At 68.8% G+C, this 17223-nt stretch carries 16 protein-coding genes; all 16 read right to left on the bottom strand.

Features of this window, described 5'->3' with window-relative positions:
* Window position 1 precedes the first annotated feature (1 nt).
* Window positions 2–1642, bottom strand: coding sequence for a F0F1 ATP synthase subunit alpha (atpA, locus tag KBX21_RS10905; RefSeq protein ID WP_017546081.1), 1641 nt, complete (start codon window positions 1640–1642; stop codon window positions 2–4).
* Between the two features lie 65 nt (window positions 1643–1707).
* The gene (locus tag KBX21_RS10900; protein WP_049575457.1) at window positions 1708–2526 is read right to left on the bottom strand and encodes a F0F1 ATP synthase subunit delta; all 819 of its coding nucleotides are present in this window, start codon (window positions 2524–2526) and stop codon (window positions 1708–1710) included.
* The gene (atpF, locus tag KBX21_RS10895) at window positions 2526–3071 is read right to left on the bottom strand and encodes a F0F1 ATP synthase subunit B (RefSeq protein WP_049575460.1); all 546 of its coding nucleotides are present in this window, start codon (window positions 3069–3071) and stop codon (window positions 2526–2528) included. The genes KBX21_RS10900 and atpF overlap by 1 nt, the downstream gene beginning before the upstream one ends.
* A gap of 52 nt (window positions 3072–3123) precedes the next feature.
* Window positions 3124–3351 (bottom strand): ATP synthase F0 subunit C, encoded by a 228-nt coding sequence (gene atpE, locus KBX21_RS10890; protein WP_017546078.1) that lies wholly within the window; start codon window positions 3349–3351, stop codon window positions 3124–3126.
* 125 nt (window positions 3352–3476) lie between these two features.
* Complete coding sequence (gene atpB / locus KBX21_RS10885; RefSeq protein ID WP_049575532.1) at window positions 3477–4307, bottom strand: F0F1 ATP synthase subunit A; 831 nt, start codon at window positions 4305–4307, stop codon at window positions 3477–3479.
* 105 nt (window positions 4308–4412) lie between these two features.
* On the bottom strand, window positions 4413–4643 hold the full coding sequence (locus tag KBX21_RS10880) for a hypothetical protein (protein ID WP_026129511.1): 231 nt from the start codon (window positions 4641–4643) through the stop codon (window positions 4413–4415).
* A gap of 105 nt (window positions 4644–4748) precedes the next feature.
* The gene (locus tag KBX21_RS10875; RefSeq protein WP_017546075.1) at window positions 4749–5171 is read right to left on the bottom strand and encodes a hypothetical protein; all 423 of its coding nucleotides are present in this window, start codon (window positions 5169–5171) and stop codon (window positions 4749–4751) included.
* Window positions 5172–5395: 224 nt separating this feature from the next.
* On the bottom strand, window positions 5396–6562 hold the full coding sequence (locus tag KBX21_RS10870) for an MraY family glycosyltransferase (RefSeq protein ID WP_049575466.1): 1167 nt from the start codon (window positions 6560–6562) through the stop codon (window positions 5396–5398).
* A gap of 12 nt (window positions 6563–6574) precedes the next feature.
* A complete protein-coding gene (locus KBX21_RS10865; protein WP_210841820.1) occupies window positions 6575–7360 on the bottom strand; it encodes an L-threonylcarbamoyladenylate synthase in 786 nt (261 codons plus the stop codon).
* A gap of 85 nt (window positions 7361–7445) precedes the next feature.
* The gene (gene prmC, locus KBX21_RS10860; RefSeq protein ID WP_210841819.1) at window positions 7446–8309 is read right to left on the bottom strand and encodes a peptide chain release factor N(5)-glutamine methyltransferase; all 864 of its coding nucleotides are present in this window, start codon (window positions 8307–8309) and stop codon (window positions 7446–7448) included.
* Window positions 8306–9373 carry a peptide chain release factor 1 gene (gene prfA / locus KBX21_RS10855; RefSeq protein ID WP_049575478.1) on the bottom strand — a complete coding sequence of 356 codons (1068 nt, stop codon included), beginning with the start codon at window positions 9371–9373 and terminating at the stop codon, window positions 8306–8308. Before prfA ends, prmC begins: the two co-directional genes overlap by 4 nt.
* Before the next feature lie 120 nt (window positions 9374–9493).
* Window positions 9494–9703 (bottom strand): 50S ribosomal protein L31, encoded by a 210-nt coding sequence (gene rpmE / locus KBX21_RS10850; protein WP_049575481.1) that lies wholly within the window; start codon window positions 9701–9703, stop codon window positions 9494–9496.
* A 197-nt stretch (window positions 9704–9900) separates the two neighbouring features.
* A complete protein-coding gene (locus KBX21_RS10845) occupies window positions 9901–11727 on the bottom strand; it encodes an L-lactate permease (RefSeq protein WP_210841818.1) in 1827 nt (608 codons plus the stop codon).
* Window positions 11728–11960: 233 nt separating this feature from the next.
* Window positions 11961–13976: a transcription termination factor Rho gene (gene rho / locus KBX21_RS10840; RefSeq protein WP_210841817.1), complete on the bottom strand. Its 2016-nt coding sequence runs from the start codon at window positions 13974–13976 to the stop codon at window positions 11961–11963.
* 438 nt (window positions 13977–14414) lie between these two features.
* On the bottom strand, window positions 14415–15353 hold the full coding sequence (gene thrB / locus KBX21_RS10835; RefSeq protein WP_307869187.1) for a homoserine kinase: 939 nt from the start codon (window positions 15351–15353) through the stop codon (window positions 14415–14417).
* Between the two features lie 640 nt (window positions 15354–15993).
* Window positions 15994–17052, bottom strand: coding sequence for a threonine synthase (gene thrC, locus KBX21_RS10830; RefSeq protein WP_199776626.1), 1059 nt, complete (start codon window positions 17050–17052; stop codon window positions 15994–15996).
* Between the last annotated feature and the right edge of the window lie 171 nt (window positions 17053–17223).

Below are 17223 nucleotides of genomic sequence, written 5' to 3'. Positions count from 1 at the left end.
GTTACTTCCCGCCCTTGGCGACCTTGATGGTCTCCTGGCCGACCTTCTCCTCGGCGAGCGCCTCGGTCTCCGCCTCGGTGCCCAGGAGGGTACCGGCGGAGGTCTGGAAGCTCACCTTGAACTTCTCGATGGCGGCCTGGAGCGTCTTCTGGCTGTCGTCCTCGAACTTGCCGGTGTCCCGGATCGTGTCGAGAACGGCCTTGTGCTCGCGGTCCAGGTAGGACAGGAAGTCCTCCTCGAAGCGGCGGACGTCCTCGACCGGGACCTCGTCGATCAGGCCGGTGTTACCCATCCAGATCGAGACGACCGTCTTCTCCATGGAGAACGGCGAGTACTGACCCTGCTTGAGCAGCTCCATCATGCGCGCACCGCGCTCCAGCTGCTGCTTGGAGACGGCGTCCAGGTCCGAACCGAAGGCGGAGAACGCCTCGAGCTCGCGGTACTGGGCCAGGCTCAGACGCAGCGTGCCGGACACCTTCTTGGTGGCCTTGGTCTGGGCCGCGCCACCGACACGGGAGACGGACACACCGACGTCGATCGCCGGACGCTGGCCCTGGTTGAACAGGTCCGAGTTCAGGAAGACCTGACCGTCGGTGATGGAGATGACGTTGGTGGGGATGTACGCCGAGACGTCGCCCGCCTTGGTCTCGATGATCGGCAGGGCCGTCATCGAACCCGCACCCAGCTCGTCGGAGAGCTTGGCGCAACGCTCCAGGAGACGGGAGTGGAGGTAGAAGACGTCACCCGGGTAGGCCTCACGCCCCGGCGGGCGGCGCAGCAGGAGGGAGACCGCGCGGTAGGCCTCGGCCTGCTTGGTCAGGTCGTCGAAGACGATGAGGACGTGCTTGCCCTCGTACATCCAGTGCTGCCCGAGGGCGGAACCGGTGTACGGGGAGAGGTACTTGAAGCCGGCCGGGTCGGACGCCGGGGAGGCCACGATGGTGGTGTACTCCATCGCGCCGGCCTCTTCGAGGGCGCCGCGCACGCTGGCGATGGTCGAGCCCTTCTGACCCACCGCGACGTAGATGCAGCGCACCTGCTTCGTGGGGTCGCCGGTCTCCCAGTTCGCCTTCTGGTTGATGATCGCGTCGATACCGATCGCGGTCTTGCCGGTCTGCCGGTCACCGATGACCAGCTGGCGCTGGCCACGGCCGACCGGGGTCATCGTGTCGATCGACTTGATGCCGGTCTGGAGCGGCTCGCCAACGGGCTGGCGCTCCATGACCGTCGCGGCCTGGAGCTCAAGCTCGCGGGTCTGGCTCGTCTCGATCTCGCCCTTGCCGTCGATGGGGCTACCCAGGGGGTCCACCACACGGCCGAGGAAGTTGTCGCCCACCGGGACCGAGAGGAGCTTGCCGGTGCGACGCACCTTCTGCCCCTCCTCGATACCGGTGAAGTCACCCAGCACCACGACACCGATCTCGCCGATCTCAAGGTTCTGGGCCATGCCCAGTGTGCCGTCCTCGAACTCCAGCAGCTCGTTCGCCATCGCCGAGGGAAGGCCACCGACGCGGGCGATGCCGTCACCGGAGTAGGTGACGGTACCGACCTCTTCAGCGCGGGTGGCGTCAGGCTCGTACGACTGGACGAAGCGCTGTAGCGCGTCCCGGATCTCATCCGGCCGGATCGTCAGCTCCGCCATCTCTACGTTGTCCTTGCTCTCAAATGGCGCCGGGCCGGCGCCGTGCGTGCTTGCTTGTCTTCGCGTCAGCCGGCCAGGCGGCGCTGGACCTCAGCGATGCGCCCGGCGATCGTGCCGTCGATAACCTCGTCACCCACCTGGATGGAGAGTCCACCCAGGATTTCCGGGGCGACCTCGATGTTCAGGTGGATCTCACGGCCGTACTTGCGGCTCAGCAGGGTGCGCAGGCGCGTCTGCTGGGTCTCGGTCAGCGCGTGGGCGGTACGGACGACGGCGATGAAGCGCTTCGCGCGCTCGGCCACCAGTTGTCCGAAGTTGTCGAGCGCCTGCTCCAGGGTACGACCCCGGGGGTGGGTGACCGCCTGGCTGACCAGAGCCAGCGTCGCGGCGCTCACCTTGCCCGAGAGCAGGTTCTCGATCAGCGCGTTCAGGTGGGCGTCGGCCACACCCTCACGGGTGAGGGCCGAGCGCAGCGCGGGCTCGGCGACGACGATCCGCTGGAAGCGGAACAGCTCGTCCTCGAGCTCGTCCAGCCGGGTGCCCTCGACGGAGGCGACGGTCGCGTAGACCGCCGTCCGCTCCAGGGCGTCCAGCATGTCGCGCCCGGTGGACCACGGCTGCGAGACGACGTCGCTGACCACGATGACCGTGGACGGCGAGACCTTGCCCTCGAGGATCTGACCGATCAGGGCGGTCTTCTTCTCGGGGTCGTTGGCCTGGTCCGCGAGCCAGCGGCGGAGCGAGTGCTCACCGCTGACCAGGGCGACGACCTCGAAGAGCTCGCCGCCCAGCGAGACCGCGTTCCCGGCGCCGGCCGACGCCAGGACGTTCTCGTCCAGGCGCCGGATCGCCTCAGCCAGGGAGTTACGGCTGATACCACGCATCAGCGCACCTCGGCTTGCTTCGCGCTCTCGTCCTGGCCCAGCTCCTCGAGGAACCGGTCCACCACCCGCGTCTGAGCGGCGCTGTCACTGAGCGTCTCGCCGACGATGCGGCTCGCGAGCTCGGTGGACAGGGTGCCGATCTCGCCACGGAGCTGGACGAAGGCCTGCTGCCGGTCCGCCTCGATCTGCGCCTTGGCGGAGTCGATGATGCGCTGGGCCTCGACCTGGGCCTCCTCGCGAGCCTCGGCGATGATCGCCGCGCGCTGCTCCTTGGCCTTCTCGAGCTCCTGCGCGTACTCGCGGTGCGACTCTTCGAGCTTCTCGCGGTACTGCTGGCGGATCTCCTCGGCCTCGGCCTCGGCCTTCTTGGCCCGCTCGATGCCGCCCTCGATGGCGTCGTGACGCTCGTCGAGGACCTTCATGACCTTGGGGACCGACTTGCGGACCACAAAGAAGTAGACCACGGCGAGCGCGATCGCGCCGAAGGTGAACTTCACCCAGTCGATCCGCAGAATGTTTGGTTCGGCTGCCAACTCCAACAGCATGGTCAGCCCTCCTTCGCGTCAGTTGCCATCAGAAAACGGTTGGCGATTCCGATTAGGCGCCGGGAGCCGCGAAGGCGAGAACGAAGCCCAGGATGGCCAGGGCCTCGATGAGGGCGAAGCCGAGGTAGATGTTGGTCTGGAGCGGGCCGCGGGCCTCGGGCTGGCGGGCGATGGCCTGCATACCGAGACCGAAGACGATACCGACACCGATACCGGCGCCGATGACGCTGATGCCGTAACCGATGGTGTTGATGTTGCCGGTGATCGCAGCGATGTCCATGGTGTTTCCCTTTACTCGACGTCCGGCGTCGCGTTCTGCGATTGGTCAGTTCGCCGGTTTGGACGGGTCTTCAGCACTCCGCGTCCTGGTCCGATCAGGGGATCGGGGGAACGTGGAGGGGGTCTTTAGTGAGCCGCTTCGAGCGACTGGTTGAGGTACAGGCTCGCGAGCAGCGTGAACACGAAGGCCTGGATCAGCATGATCGCGATCTCGAAGACGAAGAAGGCGATGTACCCGAGCAGCGCGGCACCGGAGTAGAACACGGAGACCGCGGCGAGCATCGGCTCCGCCGTCAGGTTGAGCATGTACCAGCCGCCGTAGGCGAACACGGCCAGCAGCAGGCTGCCCGCGAACATGGTCGCGAACAGACGCAGGGCGTGCGTCACCGGGCGGATGAGGAAGACCGAGAGGATCTCGATCGGGGTGACCAGGACGTAGATCCACTTGGGCATGCCCGGGGGGAAGATCTGGTTCCGGAAGTAGCCCCAGCCGCCCTGGTGCTTGATGCCGATCACGATCGTCATCACGTAGATCGTGAGCGCGAACATCACCGTGAAGGCGAGGTTGCTGTTGACCGGGAGCATGCCCGGGATCAGGCCGGTGAAGTTCATGGCCAGAATGAGCGAGAAGATGCCCGTCATGAACGGGATGAACTTGTCACCCTTCTCACCCATGGTCGGCCGGGTGATGTTGTCCCGGATGAACAGGATGAGCAGCTCGCCGACACTCTGCCTGCGGCCGGGGACGAGGCTCAGCTTCTTGCTGAACCACGACCACAGAAGCAGGACGGCACCGACCGCGACGAGCAACAGAACCAGGTACAGGTCGATGCCCGCGCTGCCGGGGATGTTGGCGAACCACGGTTCGGGGAAGAACATCCCGATAGTGGGGGCCGTGAACCCGCAACCGTTGTCGCCGAAGAGATGGCAACCCGGTTCGGCCGCGAGAATGCGCACGTCAGCACTCACGGCGAATCCTTTCGTCGTGACGCAAGAAAGCCTCGTTGATGGTTGTGACTGCAAGCGTCGTCGCGAGATGGGCGACGCGGAACTGCGGGGAGCTCAGAGGTGGCGTGTCTTGGCGACGATCAGATAGATCGAGCCGACCATGCCGAGAACGGCCCCGATGGGCAGGAAGAGGGCCTGGAATCCCAGGAGCCTGTCCGCACCCCAGCCGATCGCACTCCACACGAGCACACCCGCGAGCAGAGTGGAGAAGAGCGCCCAACCGTCGGACTCTCGCGGTGCTGGAGGCGCACTGGAGCCCTTCTTCCTGGCTGGTTCGCTGCTCATCTCGCTCCGGAATATAGCATGTGGGGCTCGGCTGGGACTTGGCAGCCCGGCTGCCCTGGAACAGGTTATTACGCCCGTTCCGACGGGTCGCGGCGGGGCACCCCATCACGTGTTCTCCGAGCTCTCGCTCGGGTCCACGTGAAGGATCTTCGCCCTGGAAGTGGCCCAGGTCTGCCCACCCAGCCAGGCCAGTACGACGGCCAACGCGCTGTAGACGAAGGCGTTGCTACTGAGGTCCGTGATGAGGGGGCTCCGGCCCAGGGTCACCAACAGAATGCCCAGCAGCGCCATCTTGACGACGAAACCGAGCAGGTTCGCGGCGAGGAACAGGTCCCTGTTCCTCCGGGTGACCATCATGACCGCCCACTGCCCCAGGCCGAAACAGGCCAGGATGATGCCGACCGCCAAGGCCGAGCTGAGAGCTCCGGCCGCTCCCGCGAGAAGGCCCGAGACCGCGATGGCCAGGACCCCGCACGCGGCGCTCGGAAGCGCGGCGCCGCGGAGAATCCGGGCGTCGTGTTCCTGCATGACGAAGCTCCGTGGGGTTCAGTGAGTACCTGCTCGTGAAAGCTATCACAAGGTTTTTGGTGCCAAATCCAGGGTGCCCTTAACGCGGTCTTAACGCCTCGCGAAAGCCCCGTTCGGCGGCGTCTTCGGAACTTGTGTCACCTTGCCCACACTTGCCGCGAGCTTCACGCCAGCGCACATTCGGAACGGCTGTCGGGACCTCGGTCCCGAACGTGACCCCGCATTTATCCATCGGTTGACCGATGGTGATCTGCGCTCCTGGCGGGCCTGTTCCCGCGGTCCCACGGCAGCAGTCCTCGGCGGCGCAGCCGCGGGAGCGCGATGAGACCGACCGCACAGGTGGCGACCAGCACGGTGACCGTCAGGACGATCAGGGCCGAGTCGAAGATCGACAGCGAGACGGCGGCGAAGGCCACGATCCCCGCCCACAGGTACATGAGCAGCACCGCGCGGGTGTGGGTGTGCCCCATGTCGAGGAGCCGGTGGTGGAGGTGGCCCCGGTCCGGGGCGAACGGGGACTTGCCCGCCAGCGTCCGGCGCAGCACGGCCAGGACGAGGTCCGACAGGGGCAGGGCGATCACCAGCAACGGCAGCGCGATCGGCAGGAAGACCACCAGGCCCGAGGAGTTGAACTCCTCCCTCGCGGTGTTGGCGTCGAACTGGCCGGTGACCGTGATGGTGATGGAGGTCAGCAGCAGGCCGAGCAGCATCGAGCCGGTGTCGCCCATGAACACACGGGCCGGGTGGAAGTTGTGGAAGAGGAAGCCCACGCAGGTCCCGGCCAGGATGATGGCGATCATCGCCGGGTAGGACTGGCGGACGAAGCCCTGCTCCACCGCCACCACGTAGTAGTACGCGAAGAAGGCCAGCGACGAGATGCCGACGATGCCCGCCGCGAGGCCGTCCAGACCGTCCGCGAAGTTGACCGCGTTGATGGTCACCACGATGAGCAGGATGGAGACCATGGCCCCGAGCCACGGCCCCAGTGACAGCTGTGTACCCGGCAGGGGCAGCCACAGCAGCTGGACGCCCTGCCAGACGAGGATGCCCGCGGCCGCGACCTGACCGGCCAGCTTGCTGAGCGCGTCCATCCCCCACCGGTCGTCGATGACGCCGATGACGGTGATGAGGCCGCCCGCCAGCAGCAGACCGATCCAGGTCTTGGCGACGAAGACGTTCTGGAGGTGCGGCAGCTGCGCCGAGATGAGCAGCGCGGCCGCGAACCCCCCGTAGATCGCCAACCCGCCCAGCCGTGGGATGGGTTCGGTGTGCACGTCGCGGTCGCGCACCGGGGGCGCGGCGCCGAAGGCGATCGCCAGTCGGCGTACCAGCGGGACCAGCAGGTAGGTCACCGCGGCGGCGATGACGAAGGTGAGCGCGTACTCCCGCACTGCCTGATCCCTCTAGCTCTCGGAGCGGTCGGTGTCCTTGGAGGCTTCGGCCTCCGGCTCGGTCGTCGTCCCCGGCTCCGGCGGTTCGGCTGCCGCCTCGGTTTCGGGTTCGGACTCCTCCTGCGCCTTCTTCGGCTTGGTCCGGCCCTTGCGCAGCTCCCCGATCACGGTGCCGCACACCGAGCGCAGCTGCTCGATGGAGATCGCTCCGGAACGCAGCACCCGGGGGACCGCGTACGTGAGGTCGACGATGGTGGAGGCCACCGGGCTCTCCGCCTCACCGCCGTCCAGGTACACCGCGACCTCGTCGCCGAGCTGCTCGATCGCGTCCTCCGCCGTGGCGGCGGCGGGCTGACCGGACTTGTTGGCGCTGCTCACCGCCATGGGACCGGTCTCCTTGAGCAGTTCCAGCGCGACCGGGTCCATCGGCATCCGCACCGCGACGGTGCCCTTGGTGTCGCCCAGGTCCCAGGAGAGACTGGGGGTGGCGGTGCACACCAGCGTGAGCGGGCCGGGCCAGAACTCCTCCATGAGGTCGCGGCCGTGGTTGCCCAGGTCCTCGATGAGCGCGGTGGCCGCGCGCATGGAGCCCACCAGGACCGGCGGCGGCATGTCCCGACCGCGGCCCTTGGCCTCCAGGAGGCCGGCCACTGCCTTCGGGCTGAAGGCGTCGGTCCCGATGCCGTACACGGTGTCCGTGGGCAGCACCACGAGTTCGCCTCGGCGTACCGCGGACGCGGCGTCGGCGATGCCGTCCTTGCGGGCGGTCTCGTCCGCGCAGTCGTAGATGCGGCTCACCAGCGTTCACCTCAATCTCGGTCGACCGGACCTGCTTGCCGGTCCTGCGGTGGGGATGGGGGGTGTGGTTCGGCGGCCACGGGGGCTAACCGTCGCCGTCGGCGCGGCGCATGACCACGAAGCGGTCGCGCCGGGCCATGTCCTTGCGGTTGAGGACGTCGCGCCAGCCCCGGTCCTCGGGGAAGAGTCGGGGGATGTCGATGCCCTGGCCGTCATGGTGTTCCACGGCCATGGCGCCGCCGGGGCGGAGCAGCCTGCGGCCGACCGCCTCGAGTTCGCGGATCATGTCCAGCCCGTCCTCGCCGGACCACAGGGCGGGCGCCGGGTCGTAGTCGCGCACCTCGGGCGGGATCAGGCCCGCCTCCTGGGTGGGGACGTAGGGCGGGTTGCTGATGAGCAGGTCGACGCGGCCGTTCAGCTCGGGCAGGGCGGTGCGCATGTCGCCCTCGTGGGACGTGACGCGGTCGACGTGCCCCGTGGCCTCGATGTTGCGGCGGGTCCACGCCAGGGCGCCGGGGTCGATCTCCACGGTGTGCACCCGGGAGCGGGGGACCTCCTGGGCGATGGAGATCGCGATGGCGCCCGAGCCGGAGCCGAGGTCCACGACGAGGGGATCGGCCACGTCCATGGCGCGCAGGGTCTCGATGGCCCAGTCGACCATGATCTCGGTCTCCGGACGTGGAACGAAGACCCCCGGCCCCACCTGGAGCTCCAGGTAGCGGAAGTAGGCGCGGCCGGTGATGTGCTGGAGGGGTTCGCGCGCCTCCCGGCGGGAGACGCACTCCCAGTAGCGCGCGTCGAAGTCGGCGTCGGAGACGGCGTGGAGTTCCCCTCGACGGACACCGTGCACGAACGCCGCGAGTTCCTCGGCGTCCGTACGGGGTGAGGCCACGCCCGCCTCCGCGAGCCTCAGTGTGGCGCGGGCGACCTCGTCGAGCAGGAAGTTCATGATTGGGCGGCTTCGAGCCTCTCCTTGGTGTCCGCGTCCACCAGGGCCTTGACGACCCCGTCCAGTTCCCCGTCGAGGACCTGGTCGAGGTTGTAGGCCTTGTAGCCGACGCGGTGGTCGGAGATGCGGTTCTCCGGGAAATTGTAGGTGCGCACGCGCTCGGAGCGGTCCACGGTGCGGACCTGGCTCCTGCGCTCGGCGGAGGCCTCGGCGTCCGCGCTGGCCTGGGCCTCGGCGAAGATGCGGGCGCGCAGGATGCGCATGGCCTGCTCCTTGTTCTGGAGCTGGCTCTTCTCGTTCTGGCAGGAGGCCACGATGCCGGTCGGCAGGTGGGTGATCCGGACGGCGGAGTCGGTGGTGTTGACGCTCTGTCCGCCGGGCCCGGAGGAGCGGTAGACGTCGATGCGCAGATCGTTGTCGTTGATGACGATCTCGATCTCCTCGGCCTCGGGGACCACGAGGACACCGGCGGCGGAGGTGTGGATGCGCCCCTGGGACTCGGTGACCGGGACGCGCTGGACCCGGTGGACGCCGCCCTCGAACTTGAGCATGGGCCACACGCCGGAGCCGGGCTCGGGAGTGCCCCTGTTCTTGAAGGCGATCGTGATGTCCTTGTACCCGCCCAGGTCGGAGTGGGTGGCGTTGATGACCTCGGTCTTCCACCCCTGGCGCTCGGCGTAGCGCAGGTACATGCGGACCAGGTCTCCCGCGAACAGGGCGGATTCCTCGCCGCCCTCGCCGGCCTTGACCTCCATGATGAGGTTCTTGTCGTCGGCGGGGTCGCGCGGGACGAGCAGGACGCGCAGGCGCTCGGTGAGCTGCTCGGCCTCCTCCGTCAGGCGGTCGGCCTCCTCCGCGAAGGAGGAGTCCTCGGCGGCCAGCTCACGGGCGGCGTCGATGTCGTTCTCGACCTCCTTGAGCTGACGGTAGGCCTCGATGATCGGGGTGAGCTGTGAGTAGCGCTTGCCCAGCGTGCGCGCCTTGGCCTGGTTGGCGTGCACCTCGGGGTCGGCGAGCTGCTGTTCCAGCTCGTAGTACTCCCCAAGGAGGTCGTCCAGCTTCACTTTCCCACGTTCCCGTCTTGTCGCTCGCCCTGTCCGTCCGCCCCGTGAGGGGAACCGCCTGGATACCCGGTGGCGCCGCCCGCTCCTGGGAGGGGCGGCACCGCCGGGCGACGGGCAGCGCTAGCTGCGCTTGCCGAAGCGCTTCTCGAAGCGGGCGACCCGGCCACCGGTGTCGAGGATCTTCTGCTTGCCGGTGTAGAAGGGGTGGCACGCGGAGCACACGTCGGCGCGGATCTTGCCCTCGGTAACGGTGCTGCGCGTCACGAACTGGGCCCCGCAGGTGCAGGTCACCTCGGTCGGGACGTACTCGGGGTGGATTTCGGCCTGCATGTGTGTCTCCTTGCTAGTGCGCGACCGCCGGACGCATGACGACCGCACCACCGTCGGAGGTGGGGCGGTGTTCGTTGACCATGCGCGAACCGGTGTCGCGGCGATCCAGGTAAGAGGGCGGCGTGCACTCCCCCTCGGGAGGACGTCCGTTCCCTGATACCAGTTTGCCAGACCATCAACCATGCCGGGACCAGTACCTATTCCCGACCCTCCTTCGGCGCCCGCGAGCCGCTCGTCGTGCCCGGGAGGGGCTTGTGGCGATCGTTGCGCCACAGCCACCACAGGGTGGCGGCGGTGGCCGCGAGGGTGAGGCAGAGCATGAGCAGACCGGCGTTGGCTCCGGGTCCGTGGATGAACAGGTACGCCAGCGAACCGGCCATCAGCAGGTAGTAGGTCAGCGGCACCACGGTCTGGCGGAGGATGTCGCCCTCCCTCCCGGCGAGGCCGACCACGGCGGAGGCGGCCACCACGTTGTGCACGGTGATCATGTTCCCCGCGGCGCCGCCGGCGGCCTGGGCCGCGACGACGTTCTCCGGCGGGACGCCGATGCGTTCGGCGGTCGAGTGCTGGAACAGGGAGAACATGAGGTTGGAGACGGTGTTGGACCCGGCCACGAAGGCGCCGAGGGCTCCGATCCAGGGTGCCAGCAGCGGCCAGTTGTGCCCGCCGAGCTCGGCGGCCCCGGTGGCCAGGGTGAGCGGCATGCTCTCCAGGGCGGTGGTGCCGAACTCCGACCCGGTGTTGATGAAGACCCGCACCAGGGGGACGGCGAAGAGCAGGGCGACGGCGGCCCCGGCCAGTTGGGAACCGGCCATCCGCCAGGAGTCGACGATCTCCCTGGCCCGCATGCGGTGCAGCCCGTAGGTGACGAGGCAGACCAGGATGAACGTGGCCCCGGGCGAGTAGAGGGGGGCGACGGAGTCCCCGATCGAGGTGCCGAGGATGTCGCTGGCGCCCACGGTGACGCCGGACAGCCACTCCTTGACCGGCTCCACGGTGCGGGTGGCCACGAGCAGGGCCGCGACCAGGAGGTAGGGGGCCCACGCGCTGAGGAACCCGACTCGGCGTCCGGTGTCGGACGGCTGGTCGCCGTTGCCGGACTCGATCCGCCCGGTCCAACGGGCCAGCCAGTCCTCCCTGGGCGGGAAGTCCCAGACCTGCTTCGGCATGAGGAAGCCCCTGCGCGCGGCGAGCACGACGATGACGAGGCCGGTCAGTCCGCCGAGGAGGCTGGTGAACTCGACCCCGAGGAAGTAGTTGTACAGGAGCGAGGGGACGGTCAGGGCCAGCCCGCTGAACAGAGCGAACCTCCACACCGCGAGGCCGTCGGAGAAGCGCCGGTTCTCTCCGTAGAAGCCGCAGAGCATGCAGCAGATCAGCAGCGGGACGAGGGTTCCGGTGATCGAGTGCAGCAGGACGGTCTGGAAGCCGATCTCGGTGACGTACTCGGGGAAACTCATGCCGAGTTCGGACGCGCGGGCCGCCACCCCTCCCCCGCCGTCCAGGCCGCCTCCGACGCCGACGAGGATCGGGGTTCCGACCGCGCCGAAGCTGACCGAGGTGCTCTGGATGACCATCCCGACCATGACGGCGGCCATGGCGGGGAAGCCCAGGGCGAGCATGAGGGGGGCGACCACGGCGGCGGGGGTGCCGAACCCGGAGGCCCCCTCGATGAAGCTGCCGAACAGCCAGCCGATGATGATCGCCTGGATCCTGCGGTCGGGGGTGATGTCGGTGAAGGTGCGGCGGATGGTGGCGATGGCCCCGCTCCTGGTGAGCGTGGAGAGCAGGAGCAGCGCGCCGAAGATGATGTAGAGCAGGCCCGCGGCGAGGATCAGGCCCTGGAGTGTGGAGGCCGCGACGGCCGTCCATTCGGTCCGCCAGAAGAGGACGGCGATCGCGACCACGACGACGTATCCGGCGGGCATCGCGTACATGGCGGGGACACGGAACCCGACGAGCAGGACTCCGACGACCAGGATCGGGGTGAGCGCGAGAAGGCTGAGCAGGGCGAGGTTGTCCATCCAGGCGGCTCCCTGGTAGGGGGTGTGCACTCCGGCCCGCGTGACCCTACGTTTACGGACGAACACCCACCAGCCCCCCAATGTGATCCGAGACACATTGGTGATCATCGGCTTCCGCGCTCCGGAAACACCAACGAGGACGCCGACCCCGGACACACGAACGGCCCCCTCCCCGAACCCGGGGAGGGGGCCGCCGCGCCGTCACCCCGCGGTCGCGCGGGGCTCCGGAACGATCACGATCGCTCGGGGCCCACCGTGGTCTTCTGGATCTGCATGAGGAACTCGGCGTTGCTCTTGGACTCCTTCATCTTGTCCAGGAGCAGCTCGATCGCCTGCTGCGTGTCCAGGGCGTGCAGCACCCGGCGGAGCTTCCAGACGACGTTCAGCTCCTCCGGCGACATCAGGATCTCCTCCTTACGGGTGCTGGAGGCGTCCACGTCCACGGCCGGGAAGATCCGCTTGTCCGCCAGGGACCGGTTGAGCTTGAGCTCCATGTTGCCGGTGCCCTTGAACTCCTCGAAGATCACCTCGTCGGCGCGCGAGCCGGTCTCGACCAGCGCCGTCGCCAGGATGGTCAGCGAGCCGCCGCCCTCGATGTTGCGGGCCGCACCGAAGAAGCGCTTCGGCGGGTAGAGGGCGGTGGAGTCCACACCACCGGACATGATGCGTCCGCTGGCGGGGGCGGCCAGGTTGTAGGCACGGCCCAGGCGGGTGATGGAGTCGAGCAGGACGACCACGTCCATGCCCATCTCCACGAGCCGCTTGGCACGCTCGATCGCCAGGTCGGCGACGACCGTGTGGTCCTCGGCCGGGCGGTCGAAGGTCGAGTGGATGACCTCGCCCTTGACCGTGCGCTGCATGTCGGTGACTTCCTCGGGACGCTCGTCCACGAGGATGACCATCAGGTAGCACTCGGGGTTGTTCTCGGTGATCGCGTTGGCGATCGACTGCATCACCATCGTCTTGCCGGCCTTGGGCGGCGAGACGATCAGACCGCGCTGGCCCTTACCGATGGGCGCGACGAGGTCGATGATGCGTGTGGTGAGGATGTTCGGCTCGGTCTCCAGGCGCAGACGCTCCTGGGGGTAGAGCGGAACCAGCTTGGAGAACTCCTGACGACCCCTGGCCTGGTCCGGCGACATGCCGTTGACCGAGTCCAGGCGCACCAGCGCGTTGAACTTCTCGCGGCGCTCGCCGTCCTTGGGCTGGCGGACCGCACCGATGATGTGGTCGCCCTTGCGCAGGCCGTGCTTGCGCACCTGGGCCAGGGAGACGTAGACGTCGCTCTGCCCGGGGAGGTAGCCGGTGGTACGGACGAAGGCGTAGTTGTCCAGGATGTCCAGGATGCCCGCGACCGGCAGCAGGACGTCGTCCTCGCCGATGACCGGCTCCGGCTCCTGGCCTGCCCCGCGTCCGCCACGGCGGTCCCGGCGGTCCCGACGGCGTCCGCGGCGGCGGCCGCCACCGAAGTCGTCGTCGTCGTTGTTGTTCCCGCTGTTGCCGCGGCCCTGGTTCTGGTTCGGGTTCTGGCCGCCGCCACCACCGCCGCCGCCCTGCTGACGGTCGGAGTTGTTGTTGGCGTTCTGGTCGTCACCGCCGCGGTTGCGGTTGCGACGGTTGCGCTGGCGCTCGCGACCCTGCCCGGACCTGGTGTCACGGTCCTCGGAGTCGGGGCCGTTCTTCTGGGGGGTGCTGGATGTCTTGGTCACGCTGCTCGCGGAGGTAGAGGAGTCGGTGCCGTCCACCGAGCGGGTCTGGTCACCGGACTCGTCGCCGCGCCTGCGGGACGAGCGGCGGTTACGGGAGGGCTTGTCACCCTTCCCACCCTGGGTCTCGGTCACGGCCTGGTCGGACGACCGCTCACCGGCGCTCCTGCGCGGTGCCTCGTCCGTGCCCGACTTGGCGGGAGACTGGGATTCGGCCGGGCCGTCAGTTGCCTCGACCTTACCGGCCTTGGGAGCGGTGTCGGCTTTCTTTCCGGATTTGGCCGACGCGGGACCGCCGACCGGGCCGCCCTGCTTGGCCTCGATCGCGGCGATGACGTCGCTCTTGCGCATGCGCCCCGTACCGGTGATGCCCATGCTCGACGCGAGCTTCTGGAGCTCGGGGAGCTTCTGGGCGGCGAGCCCGGTGCCGCGCGAGGCCGTGCGAGGCCGCGTGGTCGTGGCCTCCCCGGCCTCCGAGGAGGCGTCGGTGCTCTTCTTGCTGTCGACCGCCGCGTCCGTTCGGAGTTCGGTGGTGTCGCTCACTAAGGGTCCTTCCCAAGGAGCGGGCTTCGGCCGTCAGCGGATTGCATGAGCGGCCGGCCCGGTGGTGCGAACCGGCAGGGGCCGGGTAGGGCGTGCCCCACGTGGATGTCGGAAACCGGCGAAGACGGTCCCCTACCCAATCGCGGCGGGCTCTGGGTACAGCCAGACGTCGGGGCGGGTGGCTCGGAGGTTTTGCCTGTCTACCCTGAGGACACGCCCGACCATGACGGAGGAGCGTACTCGGGAGACGTGGGCACAGCGGGAAATCCGCTGGATCGACACTTGGGCCACCGCTTCCAACAGGTCGAGAGATCGGACCGCCGGAGTATGGGACGCGGAAGCCGTTGTGGCGGATGAGCACACGCCCCGCAACGGGGCATCTGGTGCTTCACCAAGCCTAACATCACCAGAGGCCACGGCTATTCCTCGACACAGATGCTACGGATGGGGAGATGGGGTCCGCACCCCCGCCGGCTCGATGTGCAGGGGGCGTATGTCCCAATCATTACCCGCCCGTCGACGAATCGAATCAACCTGTCGGATGATTTCCGGCGAATCCTCCTGCGCCCGGCCCCCTGGAACAGAGCACAGAACGAGGACCGTGGGTCCCGCACCGGACACCACCGCCGGGAGTTTCTCGTGTTGACGCAGGTCACGGATGAGTTCGAGGGTACGCGGCATCGCCGGGGCCCGGTACGCCTCATGTAGCCGATCCTCCGTGGCCGCGTACAGGGATTCGGTCTGGCCACAAACGGCCGCCGTCATCAGCGCGGCGCGTCCCGCGTTGAAGGCCGCGTCCGCGTGGGAGACGGTCTCGGGCAGAAGGCCCCGCGCGCGCTCGGTGGACAGCCGCCACCCCGGCACGCACAGCACGGGCAGCAGCCGCTCGTCCGGCGTGAGCCGCGCGGCGCCCCAGGAGTCGCCGTCGCGGAAGGCGACGGTGTAGCCGCCGTGGACACAGGGCGCCACGTTGTCCGGGTGGCCCTCGATGTCCGCGGCGACCTGGTAGATCCAGTCCCGGTCCGGGCCTCCCCCGGGGCCGGTCCGGCCCAGCAGCGCCGAGGCCGCCGCGACCCCGCCCACGATCGCCGACGAGGACGAACCCAGCCCGCGCGCGTGCGGAATCCCGTTCACGCAGTGCAGGTCCAGCCCGGGGAGCTTCTCCCCGAGCCGCTCGAAGGCCTCCCGCATGGCACGGACGACGAGGTGGCGCCCGTCCAACGGCACCTCGCCCGCGCCCTCCCCCTCGACCCGGATACGGACCTCACCGTCGGCGCGCGTCGCCACGTGGAACTCGTTGTACAGCTGGACGGCCAGACCCAGCGCGTCGAAGCCCGGCCCGAGGTTGGCGCTGGTCGCCGGGGCCCGGACGGACACCCGGTCGGGACGTGGTGGGGTCACTTCGATTCCTATCTCTTTGGGCCTTGCCGGTTCGCTTCGGCCCGTGTTCGCTGCGCCTTCTTGGGGTTCGGCTTCGCTTCGACCCGTGTCCCGCGCCTTCGCGGTGAACCTTCGGGGCCTGGTGTGACGGCTCGTTCTCGCGATCCCACCTCCACCACCTCCGGAACCCTCTCCGACGCCGAACCAAGCCCCCTTGGAGCCGGGGCGTACACAAGCGGGCTCTCGTCCGAGGCTCGGGTGGACGGTCGGCTGTCGCCTCGTGGCTGAGGCTGGTTGGGCGTCCCGGCCGAACGGACACTCCACGCGACCGGGACACCCGGTCGGCCGATCCGTCCTTGGCGCGGGTAAGCGGTTCAGGTCCGCTCCGCTGCGAGCGGACAGGCGTTCAGCCGAGCGGACGGTCCTGGAGGCTGACATACCCAGTCCGGCTTCCGCCTTGGCGCGGGCGCGCGGCCGGGTCTTGGTCCAGTGGCGGCGGACGGGCGTCCCGCCGAACCGACACTCTGGGACACCCGGTCAACCGTTCGCCCCTGGCGCGGGTGCGCGCTCAGGTCCCCGACCGCCGCCGGGGCGGTCGGCTCCGGGGCTGCCCTTCCCGCGGGTCCGAGGTCGAGGCTCAGGCGAGGTCGAGGGCCCTGGCGGCTGCCAGGGCGTCGACGGGCACGGTGGTGGCGGAGGAGGCTCCGGCCAGCGCCCAGTCGGGGTCCTTGAGGCCGTTTCCGGTCACCGTGCACACGATGCGGCTGCCCTTGGGGACCAGACCGGCCTGGGCGGCCTGGAGGAGTCCGGCCACGCTGGCGGCGGAGGCGAGTTCGACGAACACGCCCTCCTCGGCCGCGAGGAGCTTGTAGGCGGCCATGATCTGCCGGTCGGTGACCTTGTCGATGAGGCCGCCGGACTCGTCGCGAGCCTGTTCGGCGAGCTTCCAGGAGGCGGGGTTGCCGATTCGGATCGCGGTGGCGATGGTGCTCGGGCTGGTCACCGGGGCGCCGTCGACGATGGGCGCCGAGCCGCTGGCCTGGAAGCCGAACATGCGCGGGGCCTTGGTGGAGACGCCGTCCCCGGCGTACTCGGTGTAGCCCATCCAGTAGGCGGTGATGTTGCCCGCGTTGCCGACCGGGATGCAGTGGATGTCCGGAGCGTCGCCGAGGGCGTCCACGATCTCGAAGGCCGCGGTCTTCTGTCCCTGGAGGCGGTAGGGGTTGACCGAGTTCACCAGCGCGACCGGGTAGTCGACGCTGAGCTTGCGGGCCAGTTCCAGGCAGTCGTCGAAGTTGCCGTCGACCTGGAGGAGGCGGGCGCCGTGCACGAGTGCCTGGGCGAGCTTGCCCATGGCGATCTTGCCCTGGGGCACCAGCACGGCGCAGGTCATGCCCGCGCGGATGGCGTAGGCGGCGGCGCTGGCGCTGGTGTTGCCGGTGGAGGCGCAGATGACGGCCTTGGCGCCGTCCTCGGCTGCCTTGGTGATGGCCATGGTCATGCCCCGGTCCTTGAAGGAACCGGTGGGGTTGAGGCCCTCGACCTTGAGGAGGACCTCGCATCCGGTGAGCTCGGATACGCGCGTGGCGGGCAGCAGCGGGGTGCCGCCCTCCTGGAGGGTGACGACGGGGGTGTTCTCGTTGACGGGAAGGCGGTCGCGGTACTCCTCGACGATGCCTCGCCACGCCCGTGCCATGCTCACGACGGTGTCCCTTTCGGGTGGATGCTGTTGCGCTGGACGCGCGGCCGTACCCGGCGCGCGTGGGGATGCGGGCGGGGCGTCGCGGGAGCGATCGGCCCCACCTGCTACGAGTCTATGACCCAGCCCGAGCTGTCTTGCATCTCGGGAAGGTGTTTCTCACCATGT

The sequence above is a fragment of the Nocardiopsis sp. B62 genome (assembly GCF_018070675.1).
Classification (GTDB): Bacteria; Actinomycetota; Actinomycetes; order Streptosporangiales; family Streptosporangiaceae; genus Nocardiopsis; species Nocardiopsis prasina.
Note: the sequence above shows the minus strand (reverse complement) of the source record. Positions and strands in the feature narration are given on the sequence as shown.